The organism is Campylobacter gracilis (assembly GCF_001190745.1).
GTDB lineage: Bacteria > Campylobacterota > Campylobacteria > Campylobacterales > Campylobacteraceae > Campylobacter_B > Campylobacter_B gracilis.
In genome coordinates this window covers 980,541-998,111 of record NZ_CP012196.1, presented here as the reverse complement: position 1 = coordinate 998,111, position 17,571 = coordinate 980,541, and the positions used below count along the sequence as shown (strand labels likewise).

Annotated in this window: 12 protein-coding genes and 1 pseudogene; 4 read left to right on the top strand and 9 right to left on the bottom strand. The window is 46.1% G+C overall.

Annotated features, from left to right (window positions below; translation table 11 throughout):
* The first annotated feature begins 89 nt into the window (after positions 1-89).
* The 4 genes from aspS to ppa all read left to right on the top strand — a co-directional run bounded on the left by aspS (position 90) and on the right by ppa (position 3,580).
* Positions 90-1,844, top strand: a complete 1,755-nt coding sequence (gene aspS, locus CGRAC_RS05080) for an aspartate--tRNA ligase (protein ID WP_005871683.1) — start codon at positions 90-92, stop codon at positions 1,842-1,844.
* The gene (locus tag CGRAC_RS05075) at positions 1,841-2,422 is read left to right on the top strand and encodes an adenylate kinase (protein WP_005871684.1); all 582 of its coding nucleotides are present in this window, start codon (positions 1,841-1,843) and stop codon (positions 2,420-2,422) included. The genes aspS and CGRAC_RS05075 overlap by 4 nt, the downstream gene beginning before the upstream one ends.
* Before the next feature lie 273 nt (positions 2,423-2,695).
* On the top strand, positions 2,696-3,052 hold the full coding sequence (locus CGRAC_RS05070) for a NirD/YgiW/YdeI family stress tolerance protein (protein ID WP_005871685.1): 357 nt from the start codon (positions 2,696-2,698) through the stop codon (positions 3,050-3,052).
* A gap of 9 nt (positions 3,053-3,061) precedes the next feature.
* Complete coding sequence (gene ppa / locus CGRAC_RS05065) at positions 3,062-3,580, top strand: inorganic diphosphatase (protein ID WP_005871687.1); 519 nt, start codon at positions 3,062-3,064, stop codon at positions 3,578-3,580.
* Between the two features lie 572 nt (positions 3,581-4,152).
* Here ppa and CGRAC_RS05060 read toward each other — a convergent pair.
* The 9 genes and pseudogenes from CGRAC_RS05060 to CGRAC_RS05025 form a co-directional block, all read right to left on the bottom strand.
* Positions 4,153-7,170 (bottom strand): TonB-dependent receptor domain-containing protein, encoded by a 3,018-nt coding sequence (locus tag CGRAC_RS05060; protein ID WP_005871690.1) that lies wholly within the window; start codon positions 7,168-7,170, stop codon positions 4,153-4,155.
* Between the two features lie 460 nt (positions 7,171-7,630).
* Positions 7,631-8,656, bottom strand: a complete 1,026-nt coding sequence (locus tag CGRAC_RS05055; RefSeq protein WP_005871691.1) for an SEL1-like repeat protein — start codon at positions 8,654-8,656, stop codon at positions 7,631-7,633.
* 134 nt (positions 8,657-8,790) lie between these two features.
* The gene (locus CGRAC_RS05050; RefSeq protein ID WP_005871692.1) at positions 8,791-10,872 is read right to left on the bottom strand and encodes an RNA degradosome polyphosphate kinase; all 2,082 of its coding nucleotides are present in this window, start codon (positions 10,870-10,872) and stop codon (positions 8,791-8,793) included.
* A 114-nt stretch (positions 10,873-10,986) separates the two neighbouring features.
* The gene (locus CGRAC_RS05045) at positions 10,987-11,772 is read right to left on the bottom strand and encodes a tetratricopeptide repeat protein (protein ID WP_005871694.1); all 786 of its coding nucleotides are present in this window, start codon (positions 11,770-11,772) and stop codon (positions 10,987-10,989) included.
* 8 nt (positions 11,773-11,780) lie between these two features.
* The gene (locus CGRAC_RS11850) at positions 11,781-11,918 is read right to left on the bottom strand and encodes a hypothetical protein (RefSeq protein WP_005871695.1); all 138 of its coding nucleotides are present in this window, start codon (positions 11,916-11,918) and stop codon (positions 11,781-11,783) included.
* Positions 11,919-11,953: 35 nt separating this feature from the next.
* Positions 11,954-12,490, bottom strand: a complete 537-nt coding sequence (locus CGRAC_RS05040) for an SEL1-like repeat protein (RefSeq protein ID WP_005871696.1) — start codon at positions 12,488-12,490, stop codon at positions 11,954-11,956.
* Positions 12,487-13,026 (bottom strand): hypothetical protein, encoded by a 540-nt coding sequence (locus tag CGRAC_RS05035; protein ID WP_005871697.1) that lies wholly within the window; start codon positions 13,024-13,026, stop codon positions 12,487-12,489. Before CGRAC_RS05035 ends, CGRAC_RS05040 begins: the two co-directional genes overlap by 4 nt.
* A 218-nt stretch (positions 13,027-13,244) precedes the next feature.
* The gene (locus tag CGRAC_RS05030; protein ID WP_005871699.1) at positions 13,245-15,407 is read right to left on the bottom strand and encodes a hypothetical protein; all 2,163 of its coding nucleotides are present in this window, start codon (positions 15,405-15,407) and stop codon (positions 13,245-13,247) included.
* Positions 15,408-16,062: 655 nt separating this feature from the next.
* Positions 16,063-17,439: pseudogene (locus CGRAC_RS05025) on the bottom strand (replicative DNA helicase); the annotation flags it as partial.
* Positions 17,440-17,571 lie beyond the last annotated feature (132 nt).

The window sequence follows — 17,571 nt, the reverse complement described above, 5'->3', positions numbered from 1 at the left end:
TTTCGGGCGCTATTTTATAAAAAATTAGCTTTGTAAAAGCAAAATTTAACTATAATCGGCTCTTGAAATTTTATTAAAAAGGAGTAATTTTGCGAAGTCATTACTGTACGGATTTGAGTAAAAACGATATCGGCAAAAGTGTAACCGTGTGCGGCTGGGTAAATTCTTACCGCGACCACGGCGGCGTGATTTTTATAGATTTGCGCGACCGAAGCGGGCTTCTACAGCTAGTTTGTGATCCCAAAGATAGCCATTCGGCATACGAGGTAGCAAATACCGTGCGAAACGAATTCGTTCTAAAAGCCGTCGGCAAGATCCGAGCTCGCGGCGAGGGGCTGGAAAATCCAAATTTAAAAACCGGCGACATCGAAGTCGTAGTAGAAAGCTTAGAGATCGAAAATCCAAGCAAGCCGCTTCCTTTCGTAATCGGCGATAAAAGCGTCAATGAAGAAACGAAGCTGAAATACCGCTTTTTGGATCTGCGCGCTGAGGGAAGCTTCGATAAATTTAAGATGCGCTCCAAGGCCGCGATCGCCGCGCGAAATGCTCTTGATAGGCTGGGCTTTGTGGAGGTCGAAACGCCGATCTTAACGCGCGCGACGCCTGAGGGCGCTAGGGATTATCTGGTGCCTAGCCGCGTCTATCCGGGCAGCTTCTACGCGCTTCCGCAAAGTCCGCAGCTTTTCAAACAGCTTTTGATGTGCTCGGGCTTTGATAAATACTTCCAGATCGCGCGCTGCTTCCGCGACGAAGACCTCCGCGCCGACCGCCAGCCGGAATTTACGCAGATCGATATCGAGATGAGCTTCAATACCCAGTACGACGTAATGCGCGTAGCCGAGGAGGTTTTAAAGGATATTTTTAAATCCTGCGGCCGCGAGATCGTCACCCCTTTTAGACATATGGAGTACAAAGACGCGATGGAGCTTTACGGCAGCGACAAACCCGATCTGCGCTATGATATGCCTTTCATCGACGTAGCCGATATTTTTGAAAAATCTAGCAACGAAATTTTTTCAAATTTAGCCAAAGACCGCAAGGCTAACCGCGTTAAAGCGCTAAAAGTCGAGGGCGGCGATCTGAAATTTAGCAAGCGCCAGATGCAAGGTTTTGAGGAATACGTGAAAAAATTCGGCGCGCAAGGCCTTGCGTTTATCCAAGTAAAAGAGGACGGTCTAAAGGGGCCGCTAGTAAAATTCTTTGAAAAAAGCGAGCTGGACGAACTCATCAAGCGCTGCGGGCTTAAAGTCGGCGACGTCGTATTTTTCGGCGCAGGCAAAAAGAAAATCGTGCTTGATTATATGGGTAGATTTAGAATTTTCCTCGCAAACGAGCTCGGTCTGATCGATCCGAACAGGCTTGAGTTTTTGTGGGTCGTAAATTTCCCTATGTTTGAGCAAAACGACGACGGCAGCTACTCCGCGATGCACCATCCTTTCACGATGCCGAACAATCCCGACGAGCCTGATTTGGAGGATATTACCTCGATTGCCTACGACGTCGTGCTAAACGGCATCGAGCTTGGCGGCGGCAGTATCAGGATCCATAAGGCGGACATTCAAGAAAAGGTCTTTAGGCTGCTTAAGATCGAGCCTGCGGAGCAGAGGGAGAAATTCGGCTTCCTGCTCGATGCGCTAAGCTTCGGCGCGCCTCCGCACGGAGGTATCGCGATCGGCTTTGATAGGCTGATGATGCTGGTTACCGGCTCAAGCAGTATTCGCGAGGTTATCGCGTTTCCTAAAACGCAGCGCGCGCAGTGTCCGCTCACCAAAGCCCCTAGCGTCGTGACCGACGAGCAGCTTCGCGAGCTAGGTCTTAGGCTTCATAAGAAGGAGCAAAAATGAAAAGCCTTTTTCTAATCATCGGCGCTCCGGGAAGCGGCAAAACGACCGATGCGAGTATGATCGCTCAGATGAATCAAAGCATCGAGCACTACTCCACGGGCGATCTGCTGCGCGCCGAGGTAGCAAGCGGCAGCGCTTTGGGCAAACAGATAGACGGCTTCATCTCTAAAGGCAATCTCGTGCCGCTTGATATCGTCGTAAATGCTATCGTTAGCGCGATTAAAAGCTCGCCTAAAGACTTCATCATCATCGACGGCTATCCAAGAAGCGTCGAGCAGATGAATAAGCTAGACGAGGTGCTGCGAGGCGACGATGATGTAAATCTTAGCGCAGTAATCGAGGTGTGCGTTAGCGAGGAGGTCGCCAAGGAGCGTGTTTTAGGACGTGCTCGCGGAGCGGACGATAACGAGGAAGTCTTTAAAAACCGCATGGCGGTATTTTCAGAGCCGATCGAGGATATCCGTAAATTTTACGGCGACGCGGGCGTATTTTACAGCGTAAACGGCGAGCGCACGGTCGAGGAGATCGTAGCGGACATAAACGCTATAATCGCCGCGCAGATCGAAAAACTGGGCTAGCGCGCTTGGATGGCGGCTTAAATTTTAAGCGCCTCCGGCTCCTTTTTTCGTACCGCAAGCGGCGCAAATCGCGCTTAAATTTTAATGCGCCTTTTTTGCGAGCGCGCCTTTAAATTTATAGCTTGCCGTTGCGCGAGATAGCCAAGATCAAGCGTAAATTTAAGTAGCTCGCTGTGTAAATTTAAATGCGAGCGCCCAAATGCAAGCAGATTTCAAATTTAATGAAATTTCAGATCTGTTTGCAAATGCAGAGATTAAAATTTAAGGATAGATATGGTTAGAAAATTTTTACTTAGTATGGCTTTATGTGCGGTCGCATTCGGCGCGGGCGGGTTTGTGCCAAGCGGCTCCGCGGCGCAAACTCAACCGTTAAGCGTCAAAGAGGCGCTTAAATTAAGAGATGATTCTTTTGTCGTAATCGACGGCAAGATAAAATCCCAGCTCAAACACGAGCATTATAGATTTGTGGATCAAAACGGCGATAGCATCGAGGTTGAGATCGATGATGACGTTTGGCGCGGCGTGAGCGTGGATGAAAATACGCTCGTGCGAATTAGCGGCGAGATCGACAAAGATTTTACCAAAACGACGATAGACGTAAAAAATATCAAAATTTTAAATTCTAAATAAAGGAAAACTATGGATCTTTCAAAGATAAAAGTGGGCTCAAACCCCGATAAAATCAACGCGGTAATCGAGATCCCTTACGGCTCGAATATCAAATACGAGATCGACAAAGCAAGCGGTGCGCTCTGCGTCGATCGCGTGCTATACGGCGCGATGTTTTACCCCGCAAACTACGGCTTCGTGCCGAATACCTTAGCCGACGACGGCGATCCTGCGGATGTTTTGGTTCTAAACGAATATCCGCTTGCCGCAGGCAGCGTGATCCCGTGCCGCCTAATCGGCGTTTTGATGATGGAGGACGAAAGCGGCATGGACGAGAAGCTGCTTGCCGTGCCGGTTAGCAAGATCGATCCGCGATATGAGGGCATTAAAGGGGTCTCCGATCTGCCTAAAGCGACGCTGGATAAGATCAAAAATTTCTTCGAAACCTACAAGCTTTTAGAGCCGAATAAATGGGTCAAAGTGAAGGATTTTGCAAGCGCCGCGGAAGCGGAGAAAATCCTAGACAAAGCGATCAAGGCTTATAAATAATCCCCTTTTTGCGCACTCGGCGCTAAAATTTAATCAAATTTTGACCGATTCGTTCGGTCAAAATTTATCTTTAAATTTTAATTCTACAAATTCTCAAATTTTAAAATATTTTAAATTCCGCGCAAATTTTACCTAAAGCCTGCGCTTGGTTTTTTCGCTTGTTTTTCGGCGGTTAAGCTAAGCAGCCTTGGGTTATTTAAATAAAGATTTTTAAAACTACATTGCGCAAAATATCGTGACGAGGATCGAGGATTTACGCGCTAATGGCAGAGAAATTCCGCGAGCCAAAAGGCTTCATAGAGACCGCGGTTAAATTTCAGAATTCGCTATCTTGATTTTGAAAGAGACCGTGAGCGTCATTGCAAAATTATAAAGCTGATGTCATCGCAGAAAAAAGCCTTTGGACTACCGCGTCACGTAAAATTTGAAATTTACACGTTACATAAAATTCGGAAATCTAAACGATGCCAAATGATTTACTATCGCCATCTTTTTAAATTTAGTAATAAATCTATAAATTTTTGATTCCAAAGGCTTTTGTTTTAATAAGACGTCAAACACTTGATTAAATTTTAAAACTGCATCTCCCACGTGAGTTTATAATTTCTTCCCGGCGAATAAAAGCGGTTGATACCAAGGCCTGTTTCTTGATCTATCAGATTGCTAGTTCCAAAAGGCCTTATTGATCTGGCGCTTTCCCAAGTGATATATTTGCGATTGGTTATATTATATGCGCCTGCACGAAGAGTTAGATATTTGATCGGCTTTACATATGTTACGAAGTCTATCGTGGTATATCCGCCGCTTCTCCATTCCACTTCGCTATTGCTTACAGGTTTGCCGTTTACGATTTTGCCACTTCGCGCTTGCTCATACCAATACATATTATAGGTGTCGTCTCCTTTTTTTGCAGCTACCGCAGTTACAAATAGATCTGCGCCGAATTTATCGCCTGGGCTTTGGTAGCTTACGCTATAAACCGCCGTTCTAGGCTGGATTGCATTCATCGGAGTATCTATTTTGCCATTACCTATGTCCATTCTACCCTTTTGGATACTTAGCTTATATCCAATGCTAAAACCCTGCAATGGCTGCCAAATTTGATCCAAAGCCAGTCTCGAGTCTATCTCTATTCCTCTTACTCTTGCTTTTGGACGATTTACGTTTTGATACACAGAAGTAGGCATTGTACTTCCACCGTTTCCGTAAGGAAGCTGGAATTCCCCCTTGTATTGTAAATCTATAAAATTCCTATAATCCGTTTGGAATAAATTCAATGTAACGAAGCTTGGAGAATTATGAAGCGTAAAGGCAATCTCTTTAGTCTTTGCGGTCTCTTTTTTCAAATCCAAATTAGGATATATCGAAAAATCACGGTGCTGGAAAGTGAAGTAAATTTCATCCGAAGTAGGCGCCCTAAATCCGTTTGCATATTTAAGCTGAATTCTAAAAAAATCGAGCGGATCGATATTCGTAGATAAAGAATATGAGTTTGCCGAATACTTTCTCTTTTGCGAAGCCAAATACACGGCGTTGGCTTCGGCGTTAGCATCTCTATGAGCTTTTATCTCGTCGTTAGACGGAGTGCCCGGAAGCGGCGTGTATGGAACGAACATCCCGATAAACAGATCGGTCGGAATTTTAGGCGTAACGCCTGGGGTATATGATGGATTGTGTTTAACCTTATCATACCTATAATTAAGATCAAAGGCTAAAACATCGTTTATACGAAAGTCATCTCCCACATAAAGCGCTCCGGTTTTGGTCTCAACCGGAATAAGGAAGCTAAAAGAATCATCTTCGTGACCGCAAAGCGATACGTAGTCGTTTCCGTTGTATAGCTTACATTTATCCGCATACCAAGTGCCGAGCATAGGAAAGTCGGGGTTAGTATTTCTTACGCCGAAAAAGGTTTCGGCCCACCACTGTTTATTCGTAGGCTCGTATCCTTGTCTGTTTACCATTCGCTTATCGCTTTTACTAAAAAGCCCGCCGTAGCTTAAGGTGTGCTCTGAGCTTTTGATAGTAAAATCCTTGGTAAGATCGAGATTTAATTGTTTTGTATCGGTGATGAGATCCCTGTCTTTCCAGTTGTTATCTACAAAGCCGTATTGGCTCGGCAATAAGAGAGAATCGCCGTTCCAGCTATCTTTTGGATTGATTACCGCATAGTTTCCTTTGCCATTAGGGGTAGGTACAGGGGTAAGGTCGTAGTGCTGATAGCTCCACGTATTTGTATCAAATAGATCGATACCCTTTGAGCAGTTATAGTTATCGCAATTGACTAAAATATCGGAGACTCCTCCCGTGTTTAATTCATTCGTGTATCCTTGGTACGCGTTATCATCTACTTTATTGCCTCTGCTATCTATTACGATATCTCTTGTTCTAGGTATGGGCACGGGACTCCACCACGGCTGTTCGTAATACGTCTCGGTAGAGTGTTGGAGCTCTCCTCCGTATTTATCTACCATTTTTCCGTCTTCATTTATATGAAGACCGGACGGATTTGAATTTCCCGCGCAATTATCACCCTCGCAATACTCATCCGTTCTCGATTTTAGTTTGATATGCTGCTTGTTATAGCTAAATTTTAAGCTATCCCATAAAGGCGTTTCATCAAAATTTTCATAAGAAAATGAGTAGTTTTTTCTTTCGCTTCTATCGTTGGTATGTCGTATGTCATTAGTTAGAGCACCCCAAGGAGTTTGCGTATTATAAAGAGCAAATTGATTCGACCAATCTATTCCCTCTGATTTTATATTGGACTTATCGTATCCTAGGCTAAATCTATCGGTATCGGTGGGTTGAAAACCAAATTTGACAAGGGTGCTTTTCTTGTAAATTCTATACGGATCGGGCTTTTCCCTAACTTTTCTGATGACGGTTGGGTCATAGTCTTTATAACCCCAGTTTTTTAGTTCATGTCCTTCTCTATCAGTATGAATAGCCAAAAGATCAAACCACTTAAACCGAACTGCAGCTGCATGGCTTTGCCAGTTTTGTCTATCCGCACTTTGATACCCGCGCTTAAATCCGTAATACCAATCCTTCTCCGTTAGATAATCTCTCGCATCCTTTGTCTCAAACGCTACTGAGCCACCTAGCGCGCCCGAGCCTCTTTTTACCGAATCTGCACTTTTAGTGATATCTACCTGTCTTACGTTTTCAACCTCAACGCCGTTTCTAGTGTTATTAAAGTTTCCGTATCCTTCAAATAGATCTTTAAAACCTTGCGAGCTTAACGTTTCTGCTTGGCGAAGTCCATCAATACTTATATCTACGCGGTTTTCATCTACTCCGCGGATCGAGTAGCCACTAGCACCGAATCTTCCGCTTTCGACAACTGAAACGCCGGTTTCGTGACGAACCATATCTCTACTATCGCTAACTTGCTCTTTGGCGAGTTGCTTGGCGCTCTTTTTCGTTTCGCCGACTTTTTTGGTAAGCGGGTCGCTTTCTACATTTCCCGTAACATTGATCTGCCCTAAATTTTGGGAGTTACCTTCGCTATCGTCCTGTGCAGCTAAAGTGGCCACGCATAAACAAAGCGCTCCCGCCGCTGCAATAGAAAACCTAAATAAGCTCATTTTGATCCTTTTATAATACTATTTCTCATAGGCGTTATTAAAAAGAGCAGTATATTAGTGAAAAATTCTTTAAATTTAAATTAAAAAGAATTTATTTATCATTTATAGTTATAAAATTTAATTAAATTTAAAGAATTCTTTGGCTTACGCCTTTATCTCTTAAATTTACATTTTTTAAAATTACAAATTTTTACTTTAAATTTAAAAGTATTTTTATTAAATGCATGCGATGAGACAATGAGTAAATTTTAAAATTTTAACTTCAGAAATTTTAAAATTTTATCATAAGTGAGTGGAATTTTATCTACGCGTAGTATATAGCTGGCATCATGGCAGATTAGTATTTCTGAGAAGCTGCGCCTAAGATAATTTATAAAATTTAGAATTTTAAAATTCTAAAAATTTGATAGCTCGCTGATTGCGTAGCCTTGTTTGCGCAAAAGCATGCAAGCTTCATGGATTAAGGCGCGCTCGGTGCGATGCCGTGCTTATCATCGATGAGTTCTGCTTCGTTTAATTGCTTGTATTCGTCACAGCCGATCTGTTCTGCTAAATCGCATGCTTTCCCGTAAAATTCTTTTGCTAAGGATCTATCTTGTTTAATTTGCCATCCATTTTTGTATAAATCCCCGAGATAACTACACGAGTCCGCATCCCCGCTCTCGCAAGTATTTTTAAGCAAATTTAGCCCGCTTTGATATAGGCTTTCTGCTTTTTGGTAATTACCTGCTTTGTAAAAGTCTCCCAGAGTCAAGCACGCCGCCGCCCTGCCGCCATCACAAGCCTTTTGGTATAAATCCGCAGCCTTTTTGAAATCCTTCTCTACGCCCCTGCCGTCTAAATATAGATCCGCTAGGCGCTGGCACTCATATAAGTCGCCTTCATCGCATTTCTTTTGATTTATTTGAGCCTTCTTTTGGTACAAAACAGCCGCTTTTTTATATAGGCTCTCCGCCTTTTGCAAGTCCTGTCTGACCTTGTCGCCGTTTTTATATAAATATGCAAGGTTATTGCACATATCTGCATCACCGTTATCGCAAATCATTTGACGCAAAACCATAGCCTTGTGCTTGTCTCTTGGGACGCCGATACCGGATTCGTATGAAATTGCAAGCAAATTGCACGAAAACATATTGCCGCCGTCACAAGCCTTTTGATGCAGGCTCGCCGCCTTTTGATAATCTTGTCTAACGCCATAGCCTTCAAAGTATAGTCCTGCAAGCTCATAGCAACCGGTCATATCTCCGTCATCGCAGGCTTTTTGATAAAAATTCGCCGCTTTTTGATAGTTTTGAGTGACGTTCCTGCCGAATCGATATAAGTTCCCGAGCATATAGCAGCTTTGCGTATCTCCGCCGTCGCAGCTGCGCTGCCACATTTTTATCGCTTTAAAATAATCGCCGTCCTCATAGAGCTTGTCCGCGTCTTCAAAGACTCCGCCCATACAAAACATAGCTATAACGGCTAGATAAAGATATCTTTTCATTTAATCCCTTTGAAATTTCTGTAAATTTACTCGCGCATTCACGGCGCAAAATTCTGCATCTAATATTTTATGATCTCGGTCTGCGCGAGGGCTTAGCGAATAGCTAGCCCAAACGACGCAAAATTTCTAGGCGCCTAGCTCTCTTTCAAAAGCTTAGTTAGCGCCGTGCCGCTTTCATCGTGTTTGCGGATATTTTTATAAATTTTATTGAAATAAATTTCTAAAAATTCCTGATCGTCGATCTTATCTTCGCCCTTTTTCGGCACAATCTTTCGGTACTCGCCGCTGCTTTGTAGCTCGAATGCAAGCTCGTTATCGCTTAGCTGAAGTTTTAAAATTTCTTTGAGTTTGTTTTGCAGATTTTCATTGTAAATCGGGCTCATCAGCTCCAGTCTGCGCTCCAAATTTCGCGGCATCCAATCCGCGCTCGCGATGTATAGGCTGGGCTGGGCGTGCGCGAAGTAAAAAATTCTAGCGTGCTCCAGGTATTTTCCGACGATCGAGATCACGCGGATATTTTCGCTAACGCCCTTAAGCGCCGGGCGCAAGCAGCAGATGCCGCGCACGATGAGATCGATCTTTACGCCCGCGGCGCTTGCTTTATACAGCGCCTTGATCATATCGCCGTCGACAAGAGCGTTCATCTTAGCGATGATCCTGCCGGCAGAGCCTTTTTTCTCCTCGTTTTTTATCATCGCCAGGAGTCGCTCTTTGATCTGCATCGGCGACATAGCGAGGTTGTCAAGTTTGCGGTTTTTGTTGTAGCCCGAGAGGATGTGGAAGAAATTCGTCGTGTCCTTATCGAAGCGGTCGCCGCAGGTAAAAAAGCTCACGTCGGTGTAAATTTTAGCGCTCGAGCCGTTGTAGTTGCCCGTGCCTAGGTGGATATAAAATTTTAACTTGCCGTCCTCTTTTTTGATGATCTGGGTTACTTTGGCATGGACTTTAAAGCCCGTGATACCGTAGATGACGTGCGCGCCGGCGTCTTCGAGAGCCTTCGCCCAGTGCAGGTTGTTTTCCTCATCAAACCTCGCCTTAAGCTCGACCATCACCGTTACCTGCTTACCGTCGCTTGCGGCCTCGATCAGGCTCTGGACGATCGGGGAGTTTTTCTCCACGCGATATAGCGTCATACGGATCGAGATGACCTTTGGATCTTTGGCGGCCTCTTTGATGAGTTTTTGGACAGGATCGAAGCTCTCGTAAGGATGGATCAGCAGGATATCCTCCTTCTCCATCGCGCTCATAACGGAGGTGTTTTCGTTAAAGGGGGGCAGCGTCTTTGGCAGATACTGAGGATGGGCTAGAAAGGAAAAATCCTTATTGGAAGCGATCTCCCAAAGCCCGTCCAGCGTAAGCGGCACGGCGCATTCATATATATCTTTGTAAAAAATTTTAAGATGGGAATTTAGAAATTCTAAAAGCTCGGCATCGGCATCCTTTTCGATCTGAAGCCGCACAAAAGCCCCTTTACGGCGCAGCTTAAGCCCCGCTTCTAAGATCATCATAAAATCGTCCGCTTCCTCCTCTTCGATCACGATGTCGGCGTTTCGCGTGACGCGGAAGGCTGCGGAGCTGATGAGCTTATAGCCGGGGAAAATTTCCTCCGCGTGGCGCTTTACGATAGTGCCGATCGGCACGTAGGTGTTTTGCGCGACCTGCACGAAGCGCGGGATCACGCGTGGGATTCTAATCATTCCAAAATGTACCGACTCGGGCGCGCCCTCATCGCAGAGCTTGACCGCAAGGGAGAAGCTGAGATTGTTTAGATGCGGGAAAGGATGGGTCGCATCAACTGCGATCGGGACGATGACGGGCATTATCTGCGAGAAAAAAAACTCATCCGCCACCGGCTTTAGCTCGGGCTGTAGCTCGTCGTAGCTTTTGATAAAAAGCCCGTTTTTGCAAAGCTCCTTTTGGATGCCGAAATACTGCTGCTCAAGCTCGGTTTGTTCGTTTCTTAGATAGGAGCGGATCGCGCGTAGCTGCTCAAGAGGCGTCATCTCGTCATCGCCGCTGGTTATAACGCCGGCGGTAAAAAGCTGCTTCAGACCCGCCACGCGGATCATATAAAATTCGTCTAAATTCGTGCTGTAAATCGCTAGAAATTTTAATTTTTCAATTAGCGGGATATCCTTTTTGCATTGTTCCAGCACGCGTGTATTGAAGCGTAGCCAGCTTAGTTCGCGGTTTATAAAATTATTTTGTGTTTGCATAAAAACTCCTTTTTGAATACTAATTCTAAGATTATAGCCCAATTAAGATTAAATTTTAAAATCCGAATTTTTATGAGCTTGCAAGTGGGGCAATTTAGTATTTAAAATTCTGCTCTAATTCCCTATTTTTCCTAAATCCTTGCACATTTGCGCATTGCCGTCTTTGCAGCCCAGCTTTAAATACCGCTTCAAATATAAAATTTGCTCTTCCTCTTCCTCGCTCATATCAAGCACCCATTTGCACGCCTCCTTTATATTACCCTTGTCGCAAGCCTTCTTGCAAAAATTTTTGCCTTTATTTTTATCTACTTTAGCCCACAACAGCAGTCCGTAAGCGTAGCACGAAGGGTAATGCTCTCCGTTGCAGCCGATTTCATAAAATTTCATAACCTTATTTATATTCTCATTCTCTCTGTTTAACGATGTGGCAAAGTGCCCGCATCCTGCGGGATTTCCCGCATCGCAGGATTTTTTAAAATACTCTTTTGCCGCAAGCTCATCCTTTTTTACGCCCTCGCCGTAAAAATATAAAAGCCCGTAATCGTCGCAAAATTTCGCGTCTAGCTCGCAAGCTCTTTCGTAATATGTCTTGATTTTCGCGTGTTTTTCGTCCAAAGAAGTAAGCGAATACGCTTGCCCCATAAAAATGCAGTCTTTGGCACATCCAAAACTGCATGATTTTTCAAAAAATTCCAATGCCAAATCGTCGTTTTTTCGTGCGCAAGATTTATTATTTAGAATTAAAGCCACCAAATAGCATGCTTCGCCGTCGCCGTTACTGCATTTCTTTAAATTTAAATCGTAAGTATCGCACGCAGGCGCCCCTAGAGAATAAATTTCGCTTACGCTCGCGGCTTTCAAAAACAGAGCCGATACGAGTATAAAAAATAGTGCTTTCATTTTAATCCTTACGAATGATATAAATTTAAATTTAGATCGGCAGGCGACGTAAATTTTATCTCTTTGCTAGCAGCTGCGCTTTGATTACGCTCTGCCGCAGTTTGTGTTATTAAAGGCGCCAAAATTACGGGATAGAATTCTTTCATTATTGCTCTTTACCCTTCTTTGGATTTGCCATCTTTTACTCCTTGGTTGAATTTGCGTCGTATTTATCACTTATTTCCCAAAAGACTTTTTTCGCACACTTTACGGGATCGTGTTCCTCCTCATCTCGTAAGCAGTTTTCTAAAGCCACCTTCAGCGCGCAAGATTTTAGTTTAAATATTCTTTCTTTTTCTAGATGCTCTGAATATTTTTCGCAAGCTATAGCGTAGTTATGTGCCGCTCTTTTGACATTACCTCTTAAACCTATATCATGAATTCCTAGGTTAAAACAAGAGGCTGCGATACCCGCCTTACAAGATTTCTCCAAGGGCACAAAAGCCGCTTCTCGCATACCGAGCTCTAAACCCATAACATAGCCCAAATCATCGCATTTTTCCATATCGCCGCTATCGCATTTTTTAGATAAAATTTCTATTAGTTTAGTACACGAGCTATATTTGCCGTTTCCTTTATTGCATTCGTTATAAAGATTTTGTTCCTCTGCCGTAGATTTGGCAGATAATGGACACGACAATATCATAATCAATAAGAATATAACGCTAATACTTCTCATTTCAGCTCCTCTACAGTTCTTTTTAAAAGAGCTTTGCCTTTTATTATCGGATTGCATTCTTTATCTTTTAAACAGCTCTTTAATTCCTCATTCATTTTACAAAAAAGCTCACTATTCTTCAGCTTGCTATCGCATACTTTTTCAAAACTCCTAATTGCCCTTTGTATATTGCCGTTAAATTCTATATCTTCCCAACCTAGCCCCATACAATATTCGATAAGGTTAGCATCGCACAGCTTAATCAGATATTTCATAGCTTCCTCTTCTCTAAACAAAGATTGTAAAAAATCACTCTGTATAGTACATGAGCGCATATTACCATCCTCGCACTCTTTAGATAAAATTTCAACGAGTTTATTGCACGATCCATATTTTCCATCGCCATAATCGCAGGATTTAAAAAGCATCCTTTGCTCTTCGTTATTAAAATCCTCTAACTTTATCAAGCTTGTCAAATGCGATTTTGCCGCAGCGAGGGTCGCTGCAAATGCCATTATAAATGCAAGTAGCCAAATTTTAAGATAGAATTTTTTCATTAGCACTCCTTGTTTTAAGCGGCGATTATATTTAAAAATTTTTAGCTAACTCTTAAAAATTTAAGAGGCGCGGTAGCGCGATAAGCGCGCCGTAATCCCACCCGCTTGCGCTTAGATAAAATTTTAAAATTTCGCCGCCCGCTACGCACGAAAGCTCCATAATCCGCGTAAAATTTCACTCGCAACGGGTCTAAGTTGCGCGGGCATAATTCGCCGCCCTACTTCCCGTCTAAATTTAAAATTTCACTCGAAATTTCATCTATCGTCGCATTGAAATCCTGCGCCAGTGCGCGCTTTAGCTCCTCTTTCGCCGCCATCATATCGCGCACGATCGCAGCTTCAAACTCCTCTCGATTGAGCGCCTCGTCGCCCTTGGCAAACGCAAAATCCAGCCCAAACCACGTAGCCACAGCAAACGCAGGCACGCACACCACTGCGCCCGGGCCGCACACGAGCCCCGCACTACCGCTAGTCGCGCTGGCGCCCGCCTTGGTAAGGGTTTTCGCGCCCGTCTTGGCCGCAGTTTTAGCGAGGCTCTTGCTTATCAGCTTTGCGCCTAGCACGCCGCCCAGCGCCCCCAGCCCCGTCCCGCTCGCGCGATACGCCTTGCTTTTTAGACTGAAGCTCTGCGTTACGTTGAGATCAACTTTCGCGCCGTATTTTTTAAGCGTAAAATTTAGCGAGCTCTCATAATTTTTGACGTTTGCCGCAGCGATTTTAGCGATGTTTTCGCCAAAATCTTTCGGGAAGCTTTCGCTCACGAAGCTCGCAAATTTCTCATTCAGATACGCCCCCGCATCATCGTCCCACACGCCGTGCCACAACACCAGATAATCGCTCAGAAACGAGTAATTAAAATCCGCCATTCTCTGCGCGCTAAGCCTCGCGCCCTCGTCGTAAACGGCATCGATGTAGCTATTTAGCGCGGACGCGGCGTTTGCTTCCGCGGCAAAGCGCGTGGCGTTTAGCTCGCCTCTTAGCGCATCCGCCTCGCGAGCGCTTAAGATCAGCCGCTCGCCGCTTTGCAGCACGATCTGCACGCCCGTCTCGACCGCGCTTTTGGGGCGCTCCGCCTCACCCCTTGCCGTGCGCGTCTGCGCGGCGCAGATCAAACACAGCGTGACGTAGGAAAGCGCAAAGATAGTGCCGCTGAAACGCCCTATTTTGGGCGCAGCTGCGGCTCGCGGCATAAAAAGCACGAAGGCGCAAAGATGCAAGATCGCGCAGTAAAAGAGGAAATCTCCCGCGCAGATCAGAAACAAAAGGACGATTTTTAGCGCGCTAGGGCTCTGCGACAGCGCTAGCTCAAACAGCGAGTTTTTGTAAAATTTCAAAGCGTAAATTTCATTTAGCAGAGCGGATTTGAAGTGCGCTTGCGGCGCGGTAGATTTTAAAATTTCAAAAATTTCGGCTACCGATGCAGGGCTGGTCGCGGATTTTTCAGCGGAACTGTCGGCAGCCATACTAGGTGCGGCGGGATTTTGGGCTAAATTTTGCGCTGCGGCTGGGCTAGCCGTAGAATTTTTAGCAAAGGTCTGCGGCGCAGCAGCGGCATTTGCCTTAGAATTTGCAGCCGAGGTGTGCGCTATCCTGACGGAGCCCGCTTTAAAATTTGCGGGCGAAGCGGTAGGATTTTTGACGGCATCCTGCACGTACTTAACGGCATTATCCGTCTCGAAATTTCCGATAACTATGGCGGCGTTATTTGCCGCGGAATTTTTAGCGGATTTGGCGGCATTATCTGTTGCAAAATTTCCGATGGGTGCGGAAGCGTCATTCCTCGCGAAGTCTTCGGCGGATGAAGCGGTGCTGGTAGGCGGAGTAAAATTTATCGCAGAATTTAAAGAGTGCGCGGCTGGATCCGCAGCGTCCGCAAGCCGCAAATAGGCCAAATTTATGGCGAAATTTACTGCTACGGCGAGCATTGCAAGCAGCAAAATACTAAGTTTGAGCGATAAAATTCTAGGATTTTTAATCTCTTTTAGGCTGAGCTTAAGCACCGCCAGACGCATCAGAGTAAGCCCTGCTGGCAGTGCAGCTAGCGTCACGAAAAGCTCCGCGCCGCGCAGATCCGCTAGACCTAGCGCCAAAGTAGCACTTAAGAGGATCGCGCTCGCGAAGGCTAAAACTCCGCTTATCAGCCTGCCTCTAAAAATTTTAATCAAAGTCCCGCCGCTGCGAAATAGCGCCGCATTGGCGCGCTGCTTCGCCTCGTAAAAAAAGCTAAATAGTACCCGAAATAGCGCGTAAACCCAAAACGCCGCCAGCGCGCAAAAGCCCGCATCGTCCAAATCCTGCGCGTAAAGCGTGAAGCAAAAAGCGCTAACGATCAGCGCTAGCCTAAGCGCTATTTCACAGATCCAACGGCGCGTCGTCGTCATCGAGCCTGTTTGCCTCATTGATCTTTGGAATGCCCATCTCTTCGATATTTAAAGGCCGCGCGGGTTTAAATTTCGCCTCATCCTCTTGCGCTTCAAAAGGCGGCTTATCGTTTTCATTACTATCATTATCTTCAACATGTGCGCCGCCCTCGCGTAGTATGTTACTCACGCCTTGCGATGCGCCTTTTGTATCTTGCCGCGCGTCTTTTGCGCCTTCCGCGCTCTTTACGTTCCGCTCGGCCGAATTTCCACGCATACGCTCTGTTTGAGGCGAGACGCCGCCCGCTATTGCATCATCTAAATTTTGCCCATTAAATTCTTGCTTTTGCGGTGCGTCCTGTGCCGCGCGACGCACCTCTGCTAAGCCCTGCTCTGCGCTAAGCTTAGACTCGCCGTCTATCTCCTCGCCGTCCTGCTCACCGCTTTCGCCGAAGCTAGGCATCTCATCAAAATCGATATTTACTCCGGGGTTTCGGGCGCCAGCGGAGCTTGTATTTAAGCTTACGCCGCTATTTTGCGCTTCATTAAAATTCTGCGTTAAATTTTGCTGCAAATTCTGCGCCGCATCGAGGCGCGGCGTAGCAGGCTCCTCAAAGCCCTGATCTTGCAGCTGCGAGACGTAGTCGAGATTGTCGTTTTCGTTAAAGATCGCGCTCTCGCTGGGCTCGCCGCCGAAGCTCGTATCGACAAAGCGGGTAAATCTGCCCTGAAAGCCCACCTCGATCGTCCTGCCCGCCTCGCCCGAGCGGTTTTTGCCGACGATGATTTCGGCTTTTTCCTGATAGTCGTTTCGCCTAAACACTGGCTCGCCCGCGTCCTTGCCCTCGGCCTCCAGGCGCGAAATGCGCTCGCGCTCCATCTGCTCCTTATAAACCTCGTCGCGATAGACGAAAAGTATGATGTCGGCGTCCTGCTCGATCGCACCGCTTTCGCGCAGATCGCTTAGCATCGGGCGTTTGTTCGAGCGCGCCTCGAGCGAGCGGTTTAGCTGCGACAGCGCGATGATCGGGATGTTTAGCTCGCGCGCCAAGAGCTTGAGCCCGCGCGAAATTTCGGCGATTTGCAGGTGGCGCTCAGAGTAGTTGCTCGTGCTCGTCATAAGTCCGATGTAATCGATCACGCAAAGCTCAATATTGGTATCCGCGGCTTTGAGCTTACGCAGCTGGGTGCGGACTTGGTGGATGTTTACGTAGCCGCTGTCATAGACGAAAAGCGGCATATTCAGCACCGCATCGCAAGCGTCGTTGAACCGCGTCCAGTCGTCGTCGCTGAGCTTGGCGCTCATTATGTCACTTAGCGGGATCGAGCTAAGCGCGCTTAATATGCGATACATCAGCTGCACGGAGGGCATCTCGAGCGAGAAAAATACGACGCCTTTGCCGCTTTGCAGAGTTTTCATCATCAAATTTAGCGCAAAGGCGGTTTTGCCCATGCCGGGGCGGGCGGCGATGATGATGAGCTCGCCGGGTTTCAGCCCCTTCGTGCAGTCGTTTAGGAAGCGAAAGCCCGTATCAAGCCCCACGAGCTCCGAGCCTGCGAGCGCCTTTTGGCGTTTCAGCTCCTCTACTACGTCGGCGATAATCTCGTGCGATTTTTTGATACCGCCGTGGCGCTCCTCATCGATGAGCTCGTAAATTTTAGAGCTGATTTTATCGGCAGTGTCTTTGCTGCGCACGGCTTCGTTTACCATCGAAGGGATCTCGTGCGCGACCTTGATTAGCGAGCGCTTGATCGATTTTTCGCGCAGTTCGAGCGCGTATTTTGGGGCGTCGACCACGCCGCTAGTGGCTACGACCTCGGTAAATGCGCCATCGTCGTAGCGCTCGGCAAGCCATTTTTTAACGAAGCTCGGCGCGATCGGCTCGTTGTGCGAGGAGCACTTGACGATCGCCTCGTAGATGTCGGCGTGCGGCTTGTAGAAAAAATCGCCGACCGAGATTATCTCGCTCAGCTCGCCGTATGCATCCTCGTTTTGTAAAAGCGAGCTTAAAATCGCGCGCTCCATATCCAGATCGTATAAATTTGCAGGCATATTTTGCTTCGTTGCCATCGCTTCCCCTCGTTTCGCATTTAAATTCTATAAAATTTCAAGCTCGCCTCTGCAAATCTCTGCGGCGCGATAATTTTAAATTTTATAGAATTTAAATCTCTCCTCTTAGCAAAA